This window comes from Paenibacillus sp. J22R232, from assembly GCF_056269165.1.
The window spans coordinates 735,016-755,262 of record NZ_JBWDNK010000001.1; the positions used below are offsets into that span (position 1 = coordinate 735,016).

Consider the following 20,247-nt stretch of genomic DNA (forward strand, 5'->3'; position numbering starts at 1 on the left):
TCCCTCCTAAATCGTTACTGCCTTCTATATATGTATCCAAAAGAGGCCGAAAACGGACTAGGGAATACACCAATTATAGGAGCTGCTGCGATAGTTAGGCCTAATTTCATAGATTTCCAATAAAATCCTTTGGTTGGACAAGGAAGGCTTTTGAATGTTGAAAAAATACACTATTCAGAAAACTGTTTAAGCTGTATAATCATGAAAATAATGAGGCTTTTTAGGATGGCTCAGCAAAAATGATGCGGTGAAAGAAGGATTCATATGGATGAAAAATACCCGATTGGCAAATACAGTTTTATTGGCAATGTAACGGCAGATCAACGACAGGCTTGGATAAGCGAAATCGAACAGCTGCCAAAGAAATTGAGAGAAAGCGTCGCAGGCCTTCAAGGGTCGGAGCTGCAGAAACCCTATCGTACGGGGGGCTGGAGCATCATCCAAGTTGTCCATCATATCGCTGACAGTCACATGAATAGCTATATTCGGTTCAAGCTTGCTCTAACGGAGGAGACGCCTGCAATAAGGCCTTATTACGAGGATCGATTTGCAGAGCTGGCTGATTCTTTAGATGCTGACATCGAGCCGTCGCTTGTTCTCATTACGCAATTGCATAAAAAATGGGTTACGTTGCTTGAGTCGCTGACGGATGAAGATTTCCAGAAAGCCTTTTACCATCCGGAGTCGAAAGAAACGCTGCGCTTAGATTATACGCTTGGCCATTATGCTTGGCATGGCAATCACCATGTTGCCCATATCCTTGCTGCTAGGGGAAGGATGGTACTATAAATGATCAACTATTATTCAGATCGAACCATCACTGCCGCTGATTTATCGCTAGTGTTCGAAAGCTCAGGAATAAAAAGGCCTTATCAGGATTTAGCTCGCTTGGAGAAAATGATCGAGCATGCGGACTTGCTCATTACGGCTTGGGATGGCAGCAAGTTAGTGGGCATTGCTCGGGGCTTGACGGACTTTGTCTATTGCTGCTACCTCTCGGACCTTGCCGTGAGCCGCGATTATCAGAGGCTAGGCATCGGGAAGCAATTAGTAGAGCATGTGAGAGCAGCGCTTGGTTCATCCGTATCGCTTGTCCTTCTTTCGGCACCCACCGCAACGGAATATTATCCGGGCATTGGATTTACAAACACAGACAAATGCTTTCTTATTCCAAGAGAGAGTTGAGCTTAGCCTATGATTCTCTCCTTGATTAGTTCGTGTGCATAAATATGTAGCTAAATGGTGAGCGTTAATCGCAAAGAAACAAGCTTGTTGCTTCATTCCTTGTATCGAAGCTGCCTGTTCGTTTCCATATTAAACGAGGAATAGAAAGTACTTACATAGCATTATTTTGTCGACTTGGAAAAGAACCTGCATGCGTTACGGTTTGGGCATATAAAAGGAGGAACGTTCATGAGGAAGAGTCAATGTGCTGCTGCTGAATGTCATCGGATGGAGGTAGCTGTATGAGTAATGTCGATCACGCGGATTTTCCATTCGAGGTTTCTGAGATATTGAAAGCGGTTGCGGATCGGATGGTTCCGGAGGATGCATGGCCGTCGGCTGCCGGCAGCGGTGTTCTAACCTACTTAAAACGGAGGGCTGCTGAGGATGTTGCAACTTGGGAGGGGATGATAGAACCTGGACTTCGCGCGTTGGAAGCCGAAGCCTTGGCTCTTCATGGTCAATCATTCTCGCAACTGGCTGCTCACGTGAAAGATAGCATGCTGCAGGACGCGGAGAAGGATAGTTTTGCAGGTTGGCTTGTTTCGTCGAAAAGCTTCTTTGACGCTTTATTGGCACTAGTCATAGAAGGTTATTATGGAAGTCCCGGGGCAGGCGGGAATAGGGAAGCCAAGTCTTGGGATATGATCGGCTTTCGTCCAGGCCCGATCACTCATAGCGATACGCCGGTTCCCGAAACGGATTTGCCTCAAAAAACGTTCGATCAGCTTCGAGAACATTATGATGTTGTCATCATTGGAGCCGGGGCCGGCGGCTCGGTAGCTGCAGCTGTCCTCGCTGAAGCGGGTCTTCACGTTCTCATCGTTGAACGCGGAAGCTGGCTTCCATACAGTCAGGTAGGCAGTGACCATTTGCGCAACCATCGATTCACCAAATATGGTCATAATACAGGACCAGAATTAGAAGGCAATCCTCGTACCATTTTATTGGCTAGCGGAGCCGAACGGATTACCGCGCCATTGGATGGGGACTATCATAATAATGCAATGACTTTAGGCGGAGGAACAAGGATTTATGGGGCGCAGGCATGGCGTTTTCACCCCGATGACTTTCGAATGGCGAGCCGCTATGGGGTACCAGAGGGGAGCTCGCTTAGTGATTGGCCGATTCGCTATGAAGATCTTGAACCGTATTACGATCGAGCCGAGTGGGAAGTCGGGGTCTCGGGTGATGGGCTTGCCCACTCGGGGAGAGGGAAACGGCAACAGGGTTATCCGATGCCTGCGCTTCCGCTTACGCTGGAAGCACAACATCTCGCTCGTGGAGCAGAGAAGCTGGGCTGGGAAACAGGTGCGGTGCCACTTCTCATCAACTCCGTTGACCGTGACGGTCGACCGGCGTGTGGACGCTGCGGCCAATGCGTCGGATTTGCATGCCCGACCAACAGTAAAAATGGCGGACACAATACGATGCTGGTCAAAGCTATCGCAACGGGCAATTGCGATCTGATCTGCGATACCATGGCGGAGCGTATCGAAACCGAGGGAGGAAGGCACGCTACCGGAGTTCGTCTTGTGCGGCAAATGGAAGGGACGATCCAGCGACGTCTAGTGAAGGCCGGTCATGTTGTGGTTGCCGCTGGAGCGATTGAAAGCGCTCGCCTTCTTCTCGGTTCTGCAACGGAATCGGAACCGAACGGAATAGGCAATCAAAGCGGACAAGTTGGAAGAAACCTGCAAGGCCATGTTTATTCCGGCGCTTACGGCCTCTTTGACGAACCGGTTCAAGACGGTCTCGGTCCAGGAGTGAGCATTGCTACCTTCCGGTTTGATCATAGTCATGAAGGCGGAATTATCGGAGGCGGCTTGCTTGCCAACGACTTCACCCGCCTGCCGCTCATTCACTGGTATCGAGCGCTTTCGCCGAACGCGGCGCGATGGGGAAGCGCAGGCAAGGAAACGATGCGCGACAGTTATTTGCGCACCAGCCAAATTCAAGGGCCGATTCAAGAAATACCGAGCGCTGAGTCCCGGGTACGCCTCTCAAAGACGATCAAGGATCGCTTCGGCATGCCTGTCGCTCAGCTCTCCGGAAATGTCCATCCGGAGTCACTCCGGTCCTCTACCATGCTGGGGGAAAAAGCGGAAAAATGGCTCTGGGCATCTGGGGCAAAGGAGGTATGGCGTACGCAGCCAGGCGGTGGATTAAGCGCCGGTCAGCATCAAGCCGGCACGCTTCGCATGGGAAATGACCCTGTGACTTCCGTCACGGATCCTATGGGTCGCATTCATGGATACGACAACCTCTGGGTAAGCGACGGCTCTGTGCACGTGACCAACGGAGGCGTCAATCCGGTGTTAACGATTCTTGCCTTGGCTTTCCGCACGGCAGAGAATGTGGTGAAGCAAGGTTAGTTTCGTTGATTGGCATGGTCATATAAAACGTTAATGGTTAGGCGGTGGCTACTGGATCAGCAGGAGTCACCTTTTTTAATGAAATCAAAAAGGAAAGACTCCGTTTTATTTCAACGTCTGTCATAGTACCGCACGCAATGACAGGCAGGCAGTAACTTCGACGTGATACCATGTGAATAGAAGGGAGTTTTTGAGGATGGAATGGCTGAATCGCATGATGTCAGCGCTCGAATTGATCGAAACGAAAATGGATGAGCCATTGGATATTGCGGAACTGGCGAATGCGGCGTACTCATCTCCCTATCACTTTCAGCGAATGTTTTTTATGCTGACGGGCATGACCGTGGCTGAGTACGTGCGGAAACGACGTTTGACGCTGGCAGCTCAAGAGCTTGCGCTGTCCGGTCCGAAGGTGATTGATGTCGCCATGAAATATGGTTACGAATCGCCCGAGTCGTTCTCTAAGGCGTTCCGCAAGCTGCACGGCATTTCGCCCTCCGAAGCCAGAAATTCCGGCGTTCAGCTGAAAGCCTTTCCTCGCATCTCTTTCCACCTATCACTGAAGGGAGACAAAGAAATGGACTACAGAATCGTGAAAAAAGAGGCTTTCAACGTCATAGGGAAATCAATCCGAACCTCTACTATTGAGGGAGAGAATTCAACCGAGATTCCAAAATTTTGGCATGATAGCCACGCGGATGGAACGGTCGGAAAAATCGCTGCGCTAGGAAAAAGCCCGGAACTGCTCGGACTTTGCTATGATATGCAGCGGGATGGAGAGGTATTTAAATATGCGATTGCGGTGGAGACTGATGAGGCTGCGACCTACAAGGGGCTTGAAGTCATACAGGTTCCTTCAGCCACATGGGCCGTATTTACCTCCATTGGCCCGATGCCCGGAGCGATTCAAGAGATTTGGGGCCGTATCTATCAGGAATGGTTCCCGACTACGGGATACGAGCAGGCCGAAGGGCCTGATTTCGAGTTGTATCCGACGGGAGACACGATGTCCGAAGATTATCGCTGCGAGGTATGGATTCCGATTGTGAAAAAATAATGTCAATGCCGCAAACGAGCCATCTTAAGGTTGAAAAGATTGCTGAAGGATCGTATTCATGTAGCTCACAGTGAACAAGCGTGATTTGACCATCAGGGTATAGATCTAAAGCAAAGCAGTCCGCGACGAGTCAAATCGTTATGGACTGCTTTTTCACTTTTACGTGTTAACGATTAGACCCGATTCATTTTACGATATTCAGAGGGGCTTATCTTCATGTTTTTGGAAAATATCCGGCTTAAATAAAATCCGTTGCTGTACCCGCATGCTTGAGCGATTTGCTCCAATGAAAGATGAGTTTCGGTCAGCATTGATTTGGCTTGATCTATCCGAAGAGCGGAGAGGTATCGGGAAGGCGTTAATCCTACGCTCCGCTGAAACCTCCGGCTAAGCTGCACAGGGCTGATGCCCAGCTCGTCCGCAAGTTGATGCATGCTCAAATCCTCAAAGCAATGCTGATGGATAAAAGCCTGAGCTTGTTCAATAAGCGGATCAGTTAGCGCGCTATCCTGATTGTCGCTGTGTAGCTCAACTTCCCGGCAAAATTGCCAAATATCATTCAGCAGATGATTGTTCCAATAGTGTTGCTGGTCATCACTATAATGGGATTGCTGCTTCAGGCTATTCATGTTGTCCGCGAGTCGGCTTCGGTGCTTTATGTTTAATTTGTATGCCGATTGCGATAACTGTAGCTGAAGCCCCTGTTCTTGTTCTTTCACGGTTTGCGTATCGCCAGTTGCGGAGCTGAATGAAAACCCGATGAAATGAAAGGTCAATGCTTGGGTAACATCGCGCTGAAAGCTAAAACCAGGCGGGCAGACGATCACGTCACCGATTCGGCCCATGCCTGATGCTTCCCCTATTTGATACGAGAAGCTCCCGCTCTCCACTGCAAACAACACCCACAGATCATACGTATCCACGTTCAATTGAAACTCGGCCTTGCTGTTCCAATATTTATGATGGGAAAGAATGGGATAAAGGTTGAGGCTCTGCCTGTTCACGTTCTACACCTCCGCGATGAAATAAAGTATATGGCTATATGATAGCGTAGTGCATGTTAAATCACTAGCCTCCGTATTATGATGAGTTCAAATCGATATATATGGAGGAAAAACCTGATGAAAATCGAACATGTAAAATCAGATATTACGGTTATTGGAGGTGGTTTGGCAGGCGTTTGCGCCGCGGTCGCTGCTGCCCGTCTTGGGCAGACCGTATCCTTAGTCAATAACAGGCCGGTTCTCGGAGGCAATTCAAGCAGCGAGGTTCGCGTATGGGTATGCGGTGCAACAGCGCATGGAACGCAGCGGTATGCGAGAGAAACCGGCATTATGGGTGAAATGTTCGTCGAAAACCAATACCGAAACCCCGAAGGGAATCCCTATTTGTGGGATTTGGTCGTTCTGGAGACCGTCCGTGCGGAGAAAAATATCCAATTGTTTCTTAATACCGATGTACATGAAGTGGAAGCGGAAGGCCCAGAAGATGACAGGGTCATTCACTCCGCGACAGGCTGGATGATGGGTTCCGAACGAAAGATCCGTTTCGACAGTAAAATGTTTATCGATTGTACAGGTGATGGACTTGTCGGTTTCCTTGCCGGAGCGAAATACAGAATTGGCCGTGAAGCGAGGGAAGAGTACAACGAAGATTGGGCACCTGAGGCGGCAGATGACATTACGCTTGGCAGCACGCTCCTCTTTTATACGAAGGAAGCAAGCATGCCGGTTAAATATATTCCGCCTAGCTTCGCCAAGGACATTACTCAAACGTCGATTCCGATCAAAAGAGTCATCCGGAGCGGAGACTCGGGATGCCACTATTGGTGGATCGAATGGGGCGGAGAGCTTGATACCGTCCATGACAACGAGCGGATACGCGATGAGCTGTGGTCCGTTATTTATGGAATATGGAACTATATTAAAAATTCAGGACAGTTCGATGCCGATAATATGACGTTGGAATGGGTGGGGTCCATTCCAGGCAAACGGGAGTACCGGCGTTTCCTAGGCGATTATATGCTGAACCAGAACGATATCATTGCGCAGGAGCCGTTCGAGGATCGGATAGCTTTCGGAGGCTGGTCCATTGATCTTCACCCACCGCAGGGCATGTACTCGGAAGAAAGCGGCTCGAAGCATCTTTTCCCCGACGGCATCTACCATATCCCGTTCAGAAGCTTGTATTCCAACAATATTAGCAATTTGATGTTTGCGGGCCGGGACATTAGCGCCACGCATGTGGCTTTCGGTACGACACGGGTAATGGCAACCTGCGCGGTAATCGGGGAAGCAGCCGGAAGCGGTGCCGCTCTTGCCGTACGGAAAGGGATTAATCCCCGCAGGCTTCATGACGAACATATGAATGAATTGCAGCAGACGATGCTGCGGCAGGATGCGTCTATCATTGGACTGGCTGGTGACGATCCGGCTGATTTGGCGAAATCCGCCCGTATTTCCGCATCCAGCACGCTGGAGCGCATTGCTGTTGAGAACGCGTCAACGATCCATTCCCTAGATCGCGATATCGGAATATTGTTCCCGGTTCAACCAAAGCTGGATTCTCTTGAGCTGCTCGTCGATGCTAAGCAAAATACGATGTTCGAGGTTGAGCTTTGGCATACGGGCAAAGGAGAGAATTACGTACCGAAGCAATGGGTGAAGTCTGCTTCAAAAGCTGTCGAAGCGGGCAGCAAGCAGTGGGTTACGCTGGACCTGGATTGGCAGCCGGAGTCAGCCTGCAATGCTTTTGTCATCGTCAAAGCGAATGAGGCCATCACGCTTCACGGTTCTGATGAGCCTTTAACGGGGGTGCTTTGCTTCGCGAAGGGACCTCGGCCGATCGTGTCCTCTTTGCTGGAGGATCATCAGCCCGATCAACCTGTCGCGCAGTGGAGCATGCACAAATGGAACCGTCGGCCTGTATGTATGCGGGTATCGCCTAATTCGGAAGGCTACGGAGCAGATAAAGTTACTGACGGGTATGTCAGACCTTACGCTGGCCCGCATATGTGGGTATCCCAACCGCTCTCGTCGAATTCGCAGGAATGGCTGCAATTGGTTTGGGAAGCGGAGCAGGAGATCGCCGAAATACATCTAACCTTTAATGATGATGTCAATGAGGATTTAATTAACCTGCACCATCATCGAACGCCTTTCGCTGTCATTCCCGAAATCGTTCAAAGCTATCAATTGAAGGCCTTCTCTGCCGGGGAATGGGTGACGATCGTATCGGAGCAGAATAATCACAAGCGTAAAAAAGTCCATCGGCTTGAAAAAACGCTTAGCATAAACAAACTCAAGCTATGCATAGAGGCTACGAACGGAAGTTCGCGCGCGGAGGTTTGCGAGATCAGAGTCTATGGCTTATCTTAATCTGTTAATGTTGCCGTCACTCCCATCATAGAATGGTACAGGTGGAGTGAAATGAAAAGAAAGGAGAGGATATCATGGCTGTGAAACCGTTGAACGTCCTGATCGTCGATGACGAAGTACCACTTAGGCAGGAGCTGCGCCTTTTCCCTTGGGAGGATTGCGGGGCTGTCTTGATCGGCGAGGCAGGGAACGGGGAGGAAGCACTTCAATTGTGCGGAATCAGCATGCCGGATGTCGTGGTGACGGATATCACGATGCCGATTATGGACGGTTTAACGTTAATACGGGAGCTGCGGAAAAGATATCCTGCCGTTCAAATTATTTTGCTGACCTGCCACAGTGATTTTCATTATGTTCAGGAGGCGCTTCGGCTTGGGGCGCTTGAATATTTATTAAAGGTATCCATGGAAGAAGAGGAAATGAAGCAAGCGCTGAACAAAGTAAGAGAAGCGATTGTCAAGGAACGCCGGTCCAATGATAATGAAAAATCTGAGCAGCGGCAGTTGCAAGCGTTAGCATTCGGAAAGCTATTGCGCGGACAGGAGCTAAACGCAGATGATACTTTGCCAATCCAGCTCGATGGAGCGGGAGCCTATATATTGGTACGCTTGATTCTGGCTGCGCCTAATGGATCTTACATCCACGCAAGGCAGCAGATTCAACAAACGCTGATGGACCAAGAACAATCCGATCCCAATTGGCTGACCTGGGTGAATACGAGCGATAAGGAGTATTTCGTGCTTATGAAGGCGCTGCATGCCGTGACAGATGCGTTTGCATCGCTAAGTGGAGTCGTACAAGCATTGGAATGCTTAATGAAGGCAAAAGAGGATCAGCCTGGGCCAATCACGTCGGCGCACGCGGTTGTCAGCGAACCTTTCTCGCAAGCGGAAGAGCTTGCCTATGAGATCGCTAATACGGCCGAATGGAAGGAAGCCTTATTCTACGACAGCTCGCTCGGGAGCCGCATATGGACGGGAAGACCTCTCCCCGTGCAAGAGATGACAGATCAGGCGGTGAAGGAACTAAATGAAAAGCTGCGATTGGCCAGCCATTCTGCAGCGTCCCTTAAGAACTGCATACAAGGGGAGTTGCAAATGTGGTGTTACGCGACGAGAGTTCGGCCTCAGCAGCTCAAGCAGCGCCTGCTGCATTGGCAAATGGATTGGTTGAAGGTTCATGAGGGAGCTGAGCTTGAATGCAGGGTTATTACGCAATTAATGGGGGCGCAAACCTTGCAGGAGCTGCTCGCATGCCTCATTCAGCATATAAATGAAATCGATAACGGCAGCTCGCGCTCACGCATCGAAATTCGCTCGGCGATACAATGGATTCAAGCGAATATGAAGCAGCCCATCTCACTCCCGATTCTTGCCGAGCAGGTTGGGTTAAGTCCGCATTACGTCAGCCGGCTGTTTCGCGAGGAGACGGGCGACACAGTCAATCAATATATTACAAGGCTTCGGATGGAGAAGGCGGTCGAGCTTCTGAAGCGAACGAATAAAAAAGTATACGAGATTGCGGAAGAAGTCGGAATCCCGAGCTATCGTTATTTTACCGTCACGTTTCGCAATTGGACTGGGGTGTCACCGACGGATTACAAGCGGAATACGTAAAACACCAGCCTGATCGAATACGGGGGTAGAAGCATTTGTCTAAGTTGTTCAATTGGTACAGCGGCCTAGGACTTGCTACGAAGCAATTTATCTATTTATTCATCGTGACGTTATTTTTAGTGATGGTGCTCGCCTACCGAAATCTCAGCGAAGCCGAGGCTCTATTAAAAAATCAAGTGATTCGCGATGCCGAGCTGCTGGTAGGCCGTACCAATCAATATATTGATGCGAGCCTTGACAACGTTGAGAACATGCTCCTGCTTCTCTCGACCCGTTACGACCTGTTCGAGGAAGGCAACGAAGCGATAGCTGCGGATACGCTGCGCAAATTCGCTGATCATAACAATTCGATAGCCAAAACCCTGTATTTGGTTCGTACCGATGGGAAGGTATACGCGAATGAGCAGGTTAATTATGATATCATCGGCAATCCCATGCTTCCGGAATTGTATAAGCTGGCGCTCGAAAATTATGGAGCAATCAATGTAAGCGAGCCCTATTATTCAACCATGTCTGGCCACACGCTTGCTTACGTATTACCGGTCACGGATGCGCGCAGGCAATTGCAAGGCATAGTCGTTGCAGAAGTAAACCTGGATTCTCTAACGGAGCGAATTGCTCCAATGATCTACCAATCGTATGCGTTAATGACAAGAGACGGCAATATGATCAACAGGCTTGATTCCCGGGATAAAATGCTGCCTTATCAGGCGGGGATATATCCCCCCGTGCTGCAGGAGAGCTTCCGCAAGCAGCTGGTAGCCGTTAAAGTCGGGGTAAGCAGCATCGAAGGCAATCAGCTCGAAAAGCTTGCTGTCGTGAAGTCGACGACGAATCGGCTGGGCTGGTCCTTAGCGGCGTTTATTGAGGAGGACTATTTCTACCAAGACCTGCAGCAGTTAAACAATAACTACCGTACGGCGAGCGTCGTATGGATGATTATTTTATTATTAAGCGCCTACCTGCTGAGCCGTTCCTTTACGAAGCCTATTCGCCGATTTGTCGAGAAGATGGATCGGTTACATGATGTGCAAATCGTCGCTAAGCTGCCGGTCACGCGAAAGGATGAGATCGGCAGACTGACACAAAGCTATAATGATATGCTTGAGCGAATTCAAACGTTGCTGCACAAAACAAGGTCAGCAGAGGAGCAGAAAAAGGAATATGAGCTGAAAATGCTGCGGAGCCAAATTGCTCCTCATTTTTTATATAACACACTCGCTTGCATAAGCAGTCTTGCCAAGCAGCAGAGGATTGACGAGGTGCGCGACACGATCCGATCCTTGGTTAAGCTGTTAGCCTTCAGCTTTGATAAACAATCGGAGTATGTCTCAATCGAGGAGGAGCTGGAAGGGCTTCGAATGTATATGCATATTCAACAGGTGCGTTATGGCGATCAGTACAAATACGAAATCGACGTCGACCCGAGCCTGCTGCAATTCAGGATTCTCAAGCTAACCCTTCAGCCTCTTGTAGAGAATGCTTTGTTTCATGGCATTTCTCCGCGAAGCGGAGGGCTTATTACGATTAAAGGAAAGCTGGAGCGGGGAGTGATCCGTCTTTACGTTCGGGATAACGGCATCGGTATTTCACGGGCCGATGCCCGCAAAGCGCTTCATGGCCAATTCGAGCAGGAACGCTCGAAATACAGATTTACCGGAATCGGCTTACGCAACGTACATGATCGAATCCGAATTCATCATGGCAACCCGTATGGCTTGCGAATCGGAAGTACGCCAGGGGTTGGAACGGTCATTCGGGTAGGGATACCCGTCCTCACTGAAAACGATGAACGATTAGGCATTATGAGCTAAACGGCCCTGTCCGTGGTTCGAGGCTGTCCCGAGGGACAGCCTTTTTTGACGTATAGGAAAGGATAAGGGTTTGCTCATCCTTTCTCTATGCGTTTTACCGAAACGATGGCGTCTATAGAAAGGACGCCATCAGGCGTTTCTTCTTATTTGGCGCGAAATTCCAGCCGCATGGAAACATGACTGGAAACATGATCTTTTAATACAAACACTTTTTACGTTTTTATGTATATCGGCAATGGGAGGGACTGCTTATACTTAAATTATGAAAGCGCAACCACAAAAGGAGGGCTTACATGGAAGCCGATCAAAGCTTAATGCCAACATCTCGGATACAGCCCACTCCGCAGAAGAGGCTGCAAGCCGTTCTAAGGTCCGCCTGGCGTTTCCGGGCATTCTACCTCATGCTGCTGCCTGGCGTCATCTATTTTATTATTTTCAGGTATTTCCCCATGTACGGAGTCATTATCGCCTTCAAAAACTTTGCGATAATGGACGGTATAACGGGTAGCGCCTGGGCTGATCCCTGGTATAAGCATTTTAAAGAGTTTTATCAATCTCCGTATTTCAGCCAGCTGCTGTCGAATACGTTGTTGATTAGCGTATACAAGCTAATTTGGGGTACTTTCCCCCCGATTATACTCGCGCTGCTGCTCAACGAATGCCGCGTCCGTTGGTTGAAGTCCATTGTCCAAACGCTTACTTATTTGCCGCATTTCTTGTCTTGGGTCATTATTTTCGGCATTCTGCTGACGCTGTTTTCTCAGAATGGCGGATTGGTAAATCGATGGATCGTGGAAGCGGGCGGCGAGTCTATCCCTTTCTTGACCTCAACGGACTATTTCCGCAGCATATTGGTCGGCTCCGAGGTTTGGCAAAATCTTGGCTGGGGCGCAATTATTTATTTGGCGGCAATGGCAAGCATTGATCCTACTCTCTATGAGGCGGCAAAAGTGGATGGCGCGAGCAGGCTGCGGATGATTTGGCATATAACGCTGCCGGGGATACAAAGTATCATTGTTCTGCTCTTCATTCTAAAGCTTGGCCATTTGCTTGATGCAGGGTTTGACCAAATCTATATCCTGTACAATATCCAGGTATATCCGGTTGCCGACATTTTGGATACTTGGGTGTACCGAACCGGCTTGCAGCAATTGAATTTCAGCTTAGCTTCGGCAGTTGGCTTGTTCAAATCACTGATTGGACTCATATTGGTGCTCGGCGCTAACCGGCTAGCGAAAAAGTGGGGTGAGGGAATATGGTAAAAAGCTTGGACGATAAAATATTCAATGGCGTCGTATACGTTATTCTCGGTCTATGCGGCCTCGCTGCCGTACTACCGATGCTTTATGTGGTATCCGTATCCATCACTCCCTTTGGAGAAGTGTTACGCAACGGCGGATTTATACTGTTTCCGAGCGAGATCACCTTTTCTGCCTACAAGACGTTGCTAACCGAGTCGAATATCCCGAAAGCTTTTCAAATTACGGTCCTTATTACGGTTATTGGAACAGCAGTCAACCTCATCTTGACCGGTCTGATGGCTTATCCGCTCAGCCGAAAAAACCTGCCGGCAAGAAGATTTTTTCTCCTGATGATCGTGTTTACTTTATTGTTCAGCGGAGGTCTTATCCCAACGTATTTGGTCGTTAAATCGATGGGCCTCCTTGACTCGATCTGGGCGATGATTCTGCCAAACGCAGTATGGAGCTTTAACGTCCTTATTATGAAGAGTTTCTTCGAGGGTCTTCCTGAGGAATTGTTCGAATCAGCCAGGATGGACGGCGCCAAGGAATTTCGGATTTTGCTCCAAATTGTGACGCCGCTCTCGATTCCAGTCTTACTTACCGTTGGTTTGTTCTATTTAGTTGGTCATTGGAATGAGTTTTTCCAAGCCATCTTCTATGTCACGGACCGAACGCTGTTCCCGCTTCAGGTCATCGTCAGAGAGATATTGATGCAAAGCCAGCAGCCGCTTGAGAATGCAGAGAACATAATGCCTACCCAGACGATGCAAATGGCTTCCGTTATGATTGCGAGTCTCCCGGTCATCGTGATCTATCCCTTTCTCCAAAAGCACTTTACGAAGGGCATGCTGCTCGGATCGATTAAAGGTTGATCTAGTCGCCGTATGGATAACTGGCCAGCCATACGGACCTATTCAATAGATGGTTTACTGAAAGGGGATATGAAGATGAGAAAAGCAGGTTCTTTATTGTTGACCATTTCATTACTAGGGGCTTTACTTGCGGGGTGTTCTGGCGGGGGCAGCGGCGAAACAAATGAAAACAATACGCCAACCAATGCTGCGAAGCCCAGCACCGAGGCAAGCAGCAAACCGATCAAGCTTGAAATTATCGAGACAGGCAATAACTTGCCTACGCCTGATAAGGATATCATTAAGAAGGAGCTGGATTCAGCGCTAAACATTGATTTGAATCTGACCGTATATCCATCGGGCGATGACTATGCAAATCAATTGAACGTACGCATGTCCTCCGGCAATTTCCCGGACTTGTTCATGGTAAGCCGTCAGCAGCTGATTCAATTCTCTGAACAAGGACTGCTGCTGGATTTAACGCCATACATGGATAAATTGCAGCAGACCGTCGATTACATCGGTGAAGACAGCGTCAAAAAAGGCATGGTCGACGGAAAGGTTTACGGTATTTCCAAATCGCCGCAAATTCCGTATAACACGCTATGGATTCGGAAGGATTGGTTGGATAAACTGAAGCTTACCGTTCCGGCAACGATTGAACAATTGAAGGACGTAGCTGACGCGTTCACCACTCAGGATCCGGATGGCAACGGAAAACCGGACACATATGGTTTAACAGGAGGGAAAATTAACGCATTTTCGACCGTATTCGGAGCGTTCGGCGTCGGAATGCCAGGGAATTTCTACGAGAAAGACGGAGCGGTCGTGAACGCCTTGTACGATCCGGCAATGAAAGATGCGCTGACGCTTATTCAGCAGATGATCGGTTCTGGCTCTGTCGATCCCGAGCTGCTGGCGAACAGCGGGCTTCAGCATCAAGAGAAAGCCATTAAAGGGCAAGCAGGCATGGTCTATATTGATTGGCCGAATATGACGAAGGAGCAATTCGTAGAGCAAATTAAGACGGTAAATCCGAACGCGGAGTGGCTGCAGATTGCAGCGCCAAGCGGTCCTGCGGGACAATTTGACGGATCATGGGATATTGGATCAACTCCCGGAAGATTTGCGATTCCGAAAGCACTGGAGAAGGAGCCTGAAAAGCTGCAGCGCGTTTTTGATCTGCTGAACTATATCTCAAACCCGGACGGCGGCTCCTTGCTCGTTCAATTCGGAGTAAAGGATACGCATTTCACGTTGGACAACGGAAAACCAACAATGACAGATAAGGCGGGTGACGTCGGATATTCCTGGTTATACCAATTCACGGGAAGACCTGAAATGGAATATCTGATGGCCAAGTTCGCGATGCAATCTGATGCCATCAAATTCGCTAACGACCAGCCTCGCATCCAAGTGCTTAACGGATTCGTCGATAATCCTGAAGGCTTTAATCCTGCTGATGCCGATCGGTATATCGAAGAAGAAATTGCGAAATTCATTTATAACAAAAGGCCAATTAGCGAATACGATGCTTTTATTAAGACATTGGAGACTTCCATGAATTATAAAGCGTTCGTTGATAGCGCGAGCGAGCAGTTGAAGGCTTTAGGCTACGGGGGTTAAGGAATTGAATGTATACCGATTCCGGCAATTTTAACAATGGTATATGTAGTAGCCATGTAATCACTAAGAGCAGCCAAAAACGAGTAACTATCGTTTTTGGCTGCTCTTTTATGAAATAGGCGGATTTCGATCCGACTGATGAATAATTTATCGGAGATGGAAACTTTTTGTGTGAAATAGCAATAAATTAACGCTATCATTGGGGCATAAGAAACAAAAGAGAAAATCGTGTTGACAATGAAAATGATAATTGTTATCATGAGTTGACTTTTGATGCGGTCCTGCTTCACAAGCGACTACTATAATCGTAATACAGGGGGAAATACAGTGATTAAACGCAACAAGAAGTTTGTATGGGTATTATTGAGTCTTATGGTCATGTCGCTATGGTTAGCGGCTTGCGGTAACAATACATCAAATCAAGCAGCGAACAATGCGGCAACGAATGAGCCTGCTGCAACGGCCGCGCCTACGGAAGCGCCAACTGAAAGAACGTTGACGGATTCATTAGGCCATGAGGTAACCGTTCCTGCAAATCCACAGCGTATCATTGCATCCTACTTGGAAGATCATCTAGTTGCTTTGGGTATCAAGCCCGTTGCGCAATGGTCCGTTCCAAACGGCATTCAAGACTACCTGAAAGATTCACTGGCGGACGTTCCTCATATTGGCTTCGATCTTCCATTCGAAGCAGTAACAAGCTTTGAGCCTGATCTTATCCTCATGGCATATGACAGCAACGTGGAAGGCGATAAATTCGATCAATATTCAAAAATTGCGCCTACCTTTACGATTGGCGATAAATTGACAGCTGACTGGCGCGGAGCGTTGCTGAAAATCGGCGAAGTCGTCGGTAAAAGTGAAGAAGCTCAAAAAGCGCTTGAAGCGTATGACACGAAAGCTAAAGAAGCTAAAGAAAAGCTGCAGGGCGTTGCGGCTGGCGAATCCGCAGCGGCACTGTGGATCATACAAGACAAGTTCTACATCGTGAGCGACAAGCTCTCAAGCGGAGATTTGCTATACAACCAGCTCGGACTAGCGGTACCAGCTGTCGTTAAAGAAATTTCTGAAGCGGGAACAGGCAATTGGAACGCGATTTCGCTTGAAAAGCTTGCTGAGCTTGATGCCGATCACTTATTCCTAGTTAACAGCGGCACAGAAACGGATTCAAAAGCATTGAGCGATCCAATCTGGCAGAACATCCCTGCCGTCAAAAACGGCAAGCTTTATCAATACCCTAGTACGTCAAGCTGGTTGTACGCAGGTACGATCGCATACTCGCAAGTTATTGACGATGTACTGGAAAGCATTGTTAAATAAATCGATTTATTGAATATAGGACTGTAGCCACATGCGATTGTCGCGGCCGGCTGCGGTCCTTTTCTTATTGCGCAGCCTTCTCTAGCATTCAAATTCCATGTATAATCGTGGAAGGTCAATGCTGTGAAAAGGATGTGTTGGGAAATGGTAACGGCGATGAAGAGAACGGTTCCGATTTTACGGATTTTTGATGATGCTAAAGCACGTGAGTTTTATATTGATTTTCTAGAATTCGCCTGCGACTGGGAGCATCGGTTCGAGCCTAATATGCCCATTTATATGCAAATATCAAGCGGTGATTGCGTTATTCATTTGTCTGAGCATTACGGGGATTGCACGCCTGGCGCAGCCGTCCGAATCGAGGTTGAAAACGCTAAGGCGCTGCAGGAGCATCTATTAAGCAAATCCTATAAATTTGCTAGACCGGGATTCGATGAGGAATGGAACGCGGTTAAGCTTACAGACCCGTTCGGGAACCGGTTGCATTTCTATTCCCATAAATAACAATAAAGCGGGGGTGCAAACCAAATGGAACCATTGACTCTGACGATAGCTAGAGAAGTAGCGGTTGCCGCGGCTTATGAAGCGGGACGAGTTGTAAAAGAACGCTTCGGAGTGCTCGATAGCTACGATGAGAAGGACGACCACGGCGATATCGTAACAGAGGCTGACCATCTCGCTGAACGCCTGATTCTGGACAAGCTCCGAAACGTATTTCCGGCGCATAGCATACGTTCCGAGGAGTTCGGCGAGAACGATGTCCAAAGTGAATGGCTTTGGTTAGTTGATCCGCTAGACGGAACGAATAATTACGCAGTAGGCTTGCCGCTGTTCGCCGTTTCCATCACGCTTGTGCATGGGAAAACACCTGTTTTGGCCGTTATTTACGAACCCATGACCGAGCGGCTGTACGTTTCCATTAAAGGTGAGGGAACGACTTGCAACGGGAATCCAGTGAGCATCAATCGGGCTAAACCTTTCAGCAAAGCGCGCGTGGGTTGGATTCAAGGCCATGCCGTTCAGAATGAAGCACAGGCGGTTAAGCTCAGGCATTATATCGATGTCCATACGAAACGAATGATGCGGCTGTGGGCGCCTACTCTTCAGTGGACGATGCTGGCACGCGGCGATTCGGATGCGATTATCGTTTATAATTCGGAAGGCGAGGATTTATATTCAGGCATACTGATGGTGCTGGAAGCAGGGGGGACGGTCATCGATTATTCCGGCAGGCCTTTTATGGGAGTGAGTGATTCGCCGTATCTTATTGCATGCCAGCCGAAGCATCAATCATATTTCCTGAATCTGGTTCAACAAGGCTTGGCTTAAATCATGCGAGATGCTGCTGGAAGATGAGGAACAAGAAATGCGGTGGTTTAATTATGAAATTTATATCGAGGCGCCGATTGAAATCTGCTTCGACATGGCACGCGATATCGATCTACATACAAAAACCGTCTGGAAGCATACACGGGAAAAAGCAGTGGCGGGCGTTACGAAAGGTTTGATTCAAAAAGGCGAGCTTGTTACGTTTGAAGCGACTCATTTCGGCGTTAGACAACGTCTCACCTCGAAAATAAGCGAGATGGTCGTTCCGTCATTTTTTGTAGATGAGACGCAAAAGGGCGCTTTTAAATCGCTTAGGCATGAGCATCTTTTTGAGGAGCGGGGAAAAGGGACGCTGATGACGGATGTCCTCCGTTTTGAAGCGCCGCTTGGCGTTCTTGGTTGGTTTGCTGAGCGTGTTATCTTAAAGCGTTATATGAGAAAATTTTTGGAGCATCGCAATAAACAATTAAAAATATGGGCGGAGCAGCCCGAAAACGGGTAGCATGGATGATCTGTCATCTTCGCGTGCAAAATAAGGAAAAACCTTTAGGGTAAAGCTCTGCCCAGTCAGGAGAAGCATCATGGTAGAAGCGCTCGTCGGCAGTTTTATATCCGCAATGGCAACGGTACTTGGTGCTGTACCGCTGCTTTTCGTCAAAAGCCTTTCAGAGAAATGGAAGGATGTGCTAATCGCTTTTACGGCAGGAATTATGGTGTCAGCTTCTACATTTGGCTTGCTGCCGCAAGCTTTGAAAGAATCGGGCATTATTCCATTAACGCTTGGGCTGCTTATTGGCGTGATCGCACTGGACCTGCTGGAGAAAAATTTGCCCCACATCGACATTGAGCAGAGAAGAGGCATCTCGTCGTTTGATAGCAAGTCATTGCTCGTAATCTTTGCGTTATTTATACATAATATTCCTGAAGGATTAAGCACGGGGTTCAGCTACGCGAGTACGAATAATGGCCTCGGTCCGATGGTCGCTATTGCGATCGGTGCTCAAAATATGCCGGAAGGGCTAGTACTGGCGATATTTCTTATTCATTCCAAGGTTAGCAAGCTTAAGCTCATGCTGATCGTGACCTTGACGGGATTAATGGAGGTCGTATCCGCAATCGTCGGTTATTTTGCCGCAAGCTATATCGCGGGACTCATCGGCTATGGATTGGCGTTCGCATCAGGCGCGATGCTCTTCATCGTGTATAAGGAGCTAATTCCGGAAACCCATGGCCACGGTTATGAGCGCGCAGCGACGTATTCTTTTATCATCGGATTGCTTATTATGATTTATATCAGCTTTTACTTTGGTTAAAGGATACAAAAATAGGCTGCAATATCGTTAAACCGAACAAACTTTGAGCGGGCAGATCGATATAATCGAAGTAATCGATTACAATATACGAATGATTCATTACAAACATGGATAGTAGATGGAGGTTTCATGACATGTCGAACATAAACAGAATGCTTCTTGACGTAGATACCGGCATAGATGACGCCTTAGCCATTTTATATGCTTTATTGTCGCCAGCTATTAAGGTTGAAGGCATTACGACCGGGTTTGGGAATACGGACGTTGACCAAGCGACCGAAAATACATTGCGGGTCATACAAGCTGCGAGTTGCGGCTATGAGGTTCCCGTGGCAAAAGGTGCGGCAGGACCGCTTAAACGCATCTTTCCAGGGGCAGTCCCTCACATCCACGGACATAACGGAATTGGCGATGCTATTCTACCGCCATCACGGACGCAAGCGCTGGAAGAGTCGGCTGCGGCGTTTATCGTGCGAAAGGTAAATGAATCGCCAGGCGAGCTTACGTTGGTAACCGTCGGCAGATTAACGAATCTGGCACTCGCTTTGGAGCTTGATCCGAGAATAGCGTCCAAATTCAAAAAAGTGGTCATCATGGGCGGTACCGTGTTTGCGCCGGGCAATATTACGCCGGTAAGTGAAGCGAACCTGTACGGCGATCCCGAGGCCGCCGCGCAAGTATTCGAATCAACGCTCCCGATTACGGTCGTTGGGCTGGATGTTACGCAGCAGACTCGCTTGACGAAGCAGCATTTGTCCGATCTATCGCGAGATGTTGCACCAACTAAACGTGAAGTATTTGATTTTATGAATTCAGCGCTGCAAATCTATTTTGACTTCTACGCCTTCTCCAATGATTTTGACGGAGAGTGTCCCATGCATGACCCGCTAGCGGTTATTGTAGCCGTAAATTCTTCGCTGGTGCGAACGGAGACGATTCCTGCAGCAATCGATTGCGGCGATGGCTACACGGCGGGAATGATCATCACGGATCGCAGGGTTCGTGCAGTCGTAGGTCGTCCGGTTGAGTTCTGTCTTGAGGTGGATCAAGAGAAGGCGATTGCCGAGTTATTATCCATATTTACTAAAGGGGAAAGATAAT

The 20,247-nt window shown here is 48.5% G+C and carries 17 protein-coding genes; 16 read left to right on the plus strand and 1 reads right to left on the minus strand.

Annotated elements, in window-relative coordinates; all coding sequences use genetic code 11:
- Nucleotides 1-264 precede the first annotated feature (264 nt).
- The 4 genes from AC0YN3_RS03565 (at nucleotide 265) to AC0YN3_RS03580 (ending at nucleotide 4,656) form a co-directional block, all read left to right on the plus strand.
- Nucleotides 265-789: a YfiT family bacillithiol transferase gene (locus tag AC0YN3_RS03565; protein ID WP_475773720.1), complete on the plus strand. Its 525-nt coding sequence runs from the start codon at nucleotides 265-267 to the stop codon at nucleotides 787-789.
- Entirely contained in the window at nucleotides 790-1,185 is a 396-nt protein-coding gene (locus AC0YN3_RS03570; RefSeq protein WP_475773721.1) for a GNAT family N-acetyltransferase, read from the plus strand.
- A 281-nt stretch (nucleotides 1,186-1,466) separates the two neighbouring features.
- Entirely contained in the window at nucleotides 1,467-3,599 is a 2,133-nt protein-coding gene (locus AC0YN3_RS03575) for a GMC family oxidoreductase (protein WP_475773722.1), read from the plus strand.
- A gap of 196 nt (nucleotides 3,600-3,795) precedes the next feature.
- The gene (locus AC0YN3_RS03580) at nucleotides 3,796-4,656 is read left to right on the plus strand and encodes an AraC family transcriptional regulator (RefSeq protein ID WP_475773723.1); all 861 of its coding nucleotides are present in this window, start codon (nucleotides 3,796-3,798) and stop codon (nucleotides 4,654-4,656) included.
- 173 nt (nucleotides 4,657-4,829) lie between these two features.
- Here the strand turns inward: AC0YN3_RS03580 and AC0YN3_RS03585 are convergent, their stop codons facing one another.
- Nucleotides 4,830-5,660, minus strand: a complete 831-nt coding sequence (locus AC0YN3_RS03585; protein ID WP_475773724.1) for a helix-turn-helix domain-containing protein — start codon at nucleotides 5,658-5,660, stop codon at nucleotides 4,830-4,832.
- Between the two features lie 117 nt (nucleotides 5,661-5,777).
- On the opposite strand from AC0YN3_RS03585, the gene AC0YN3_RS03590 reads away from it, so the two are divergent.
- From AC0YN3_RS03590 to AC0YN3_RS03645, 12 genes are all read left to right on the plus strand, one after another.
- Entirely contained in the window at nucleotides 5,778-8,033 is a 2,256-nt protein-coding gene (locus tag AC0YN3_RS03590; RefSeq protein ID WP_475773725.1) for an FAD-dependent oxidoreductase, read from the plus strand.
- 74 nt (nucleotides 8,034-8,107) lie between these two features.
- The gene (locus tag AC0YN3_RS03595) at nucleotides 8,108-9,649 is read left to right on the plus strand and encodes a response regulator transcription factor (RefSeq protein ID WP_475773726.1); all 1,542 of its coding nucleotides are present in this window, start codon (nucleotides 8,108-8,110) and stop codon (nucleotides 9,647-9,649) included.
- 35 nt (nucleotides 9,650-9,684) lie between these two features.
- Entirely contained in the window at nucleotides 9,685-11,463 is a 1,779-nt protein-coding gene (locus AC0YN3_RS03600) for a sensor histidine kinase (RefSeq protein ID WP_475773727.1), read from the plus strand.
- A gap of 314 nt (nucleotides 11,464-11,777) precedes the next feature.
- Nucleotides 11,778-12,725 carry an ABC transporter permease gene (locus AC0YN3_RS03605; protein ID WP_475774278.1) on the plus strand — a complete coding sequence of 316 codons (948 nt, stop codon included), beginning with the start codon at nucleotides 11,778-11,780 and terminating at the stop codon, nucleotides 12,723-12,725.
- Nucleotides 12,719-13,579, plus strand: a complete 861-nt coding sequence (locus AC0YN3_RS03610; protein ID WP_475773728.1) for a carbohydrate ABC transporter permease — start codon at nucleotides 12,719-12,721, stop codon at nucleotides 13,577-13,579. Before AC0YN3_RS03605 ends, AC0YN3_RS03610 begins: the two co-directional genes overlap by 7 nt.
- Before the next feature lie 75 nt (nucleotides 13,580-13,654).
- Nucleotides 13,655-15,184 (plus strand): extracellular solute-binding protein, encoded by a 1,530-nt coding sequence (locus AC0YN3_RS03615; protein ID WP_475773729.1) that lies wholly within the window; start codon nucleotides 13,655-13,657, stop codon nucleotides 15,182-15,184.
- A 327-nt stretch (nucleotides 15,185-15,511) separates the two neighbouring features.
- Nucleotides 15,512-16,504: an iron-hydroxamate ABC transporter substrate-binding protein gene (locus tag AC0YN3_RS03620; protein WP_475773730.1), complete on the plus strand. Its 993-nt coding sequence runs from the start codon at nucleotides 15,512-15,514 to the stop codon at nucleotides 16,502-16,504.
- Nucleotides 16,505-16,648: 144 nt separating this feature from the next.
- Complete coding sequence (locus AC0YN3_RS03625; protein WP_475773731.1) at nucleotides 16,649-17,008, plus strand: glyoxalase superfamily protein; 360 nt, start codon at nucleotides 16,649-16,651, stop codon at nucleotides 17,006-17,008.
- A gap of 24 nt (nucleotides 17,009-17,032) precedes the next feature.
- Nucleotides 17,033-17,833, plus strand: coding sequence for an inositol monophosphatase family protein (locus tag AC0YN3_RS03630; protein ID WP_475773732.1), 801 nt, complete (start codon nucleotides 17,033-17,035; stop codon nucleotides 17,831-17,833).
- 37 nt (nucleotides 17,834-17,870) lie between these two features.
- Nucleotides 17,871-18,335: an SRPBCC family protein gene (locus AC0YN3_RS03635; protein ID WP_475773733.1), complete on the plus strand. Its 465-nt coding sequence runs from the start codon at nucleotides 17,871-17,873 to the stop codon at nucleotides 18,333-18,335.
- Between the two features lie 79 nt (nucleotides 18,336-18,414).
- Nucleotides 18,415-19,146, plus strand: coding sequence for a ZIP family metal transporter (locus tag AC0YN3_RS03640; protein ID WP_475773734.1), 732 nt, complete (start codon nucleotides 18,415-18,417; stop codon nucleotides 19,144-19,146).
- A 134-nt stretch (nucleotides 19,147-19,280) separates the two neighbouring features.
- Nucleotides 19,281-20,246 (plus strand): nucleoside hydrolase, encoded by a 966-nt coding sequence (locus AC0YN3_RS03645; protein ID WP_475773735.1) that lies wholly within the window; start codon nucleotides 19,281-19,283, stop codon nucleotides 20,244-20,246.
- The last annotated feature ends 1 nt before the right edge of the window (nucleotide 20,247 follow it).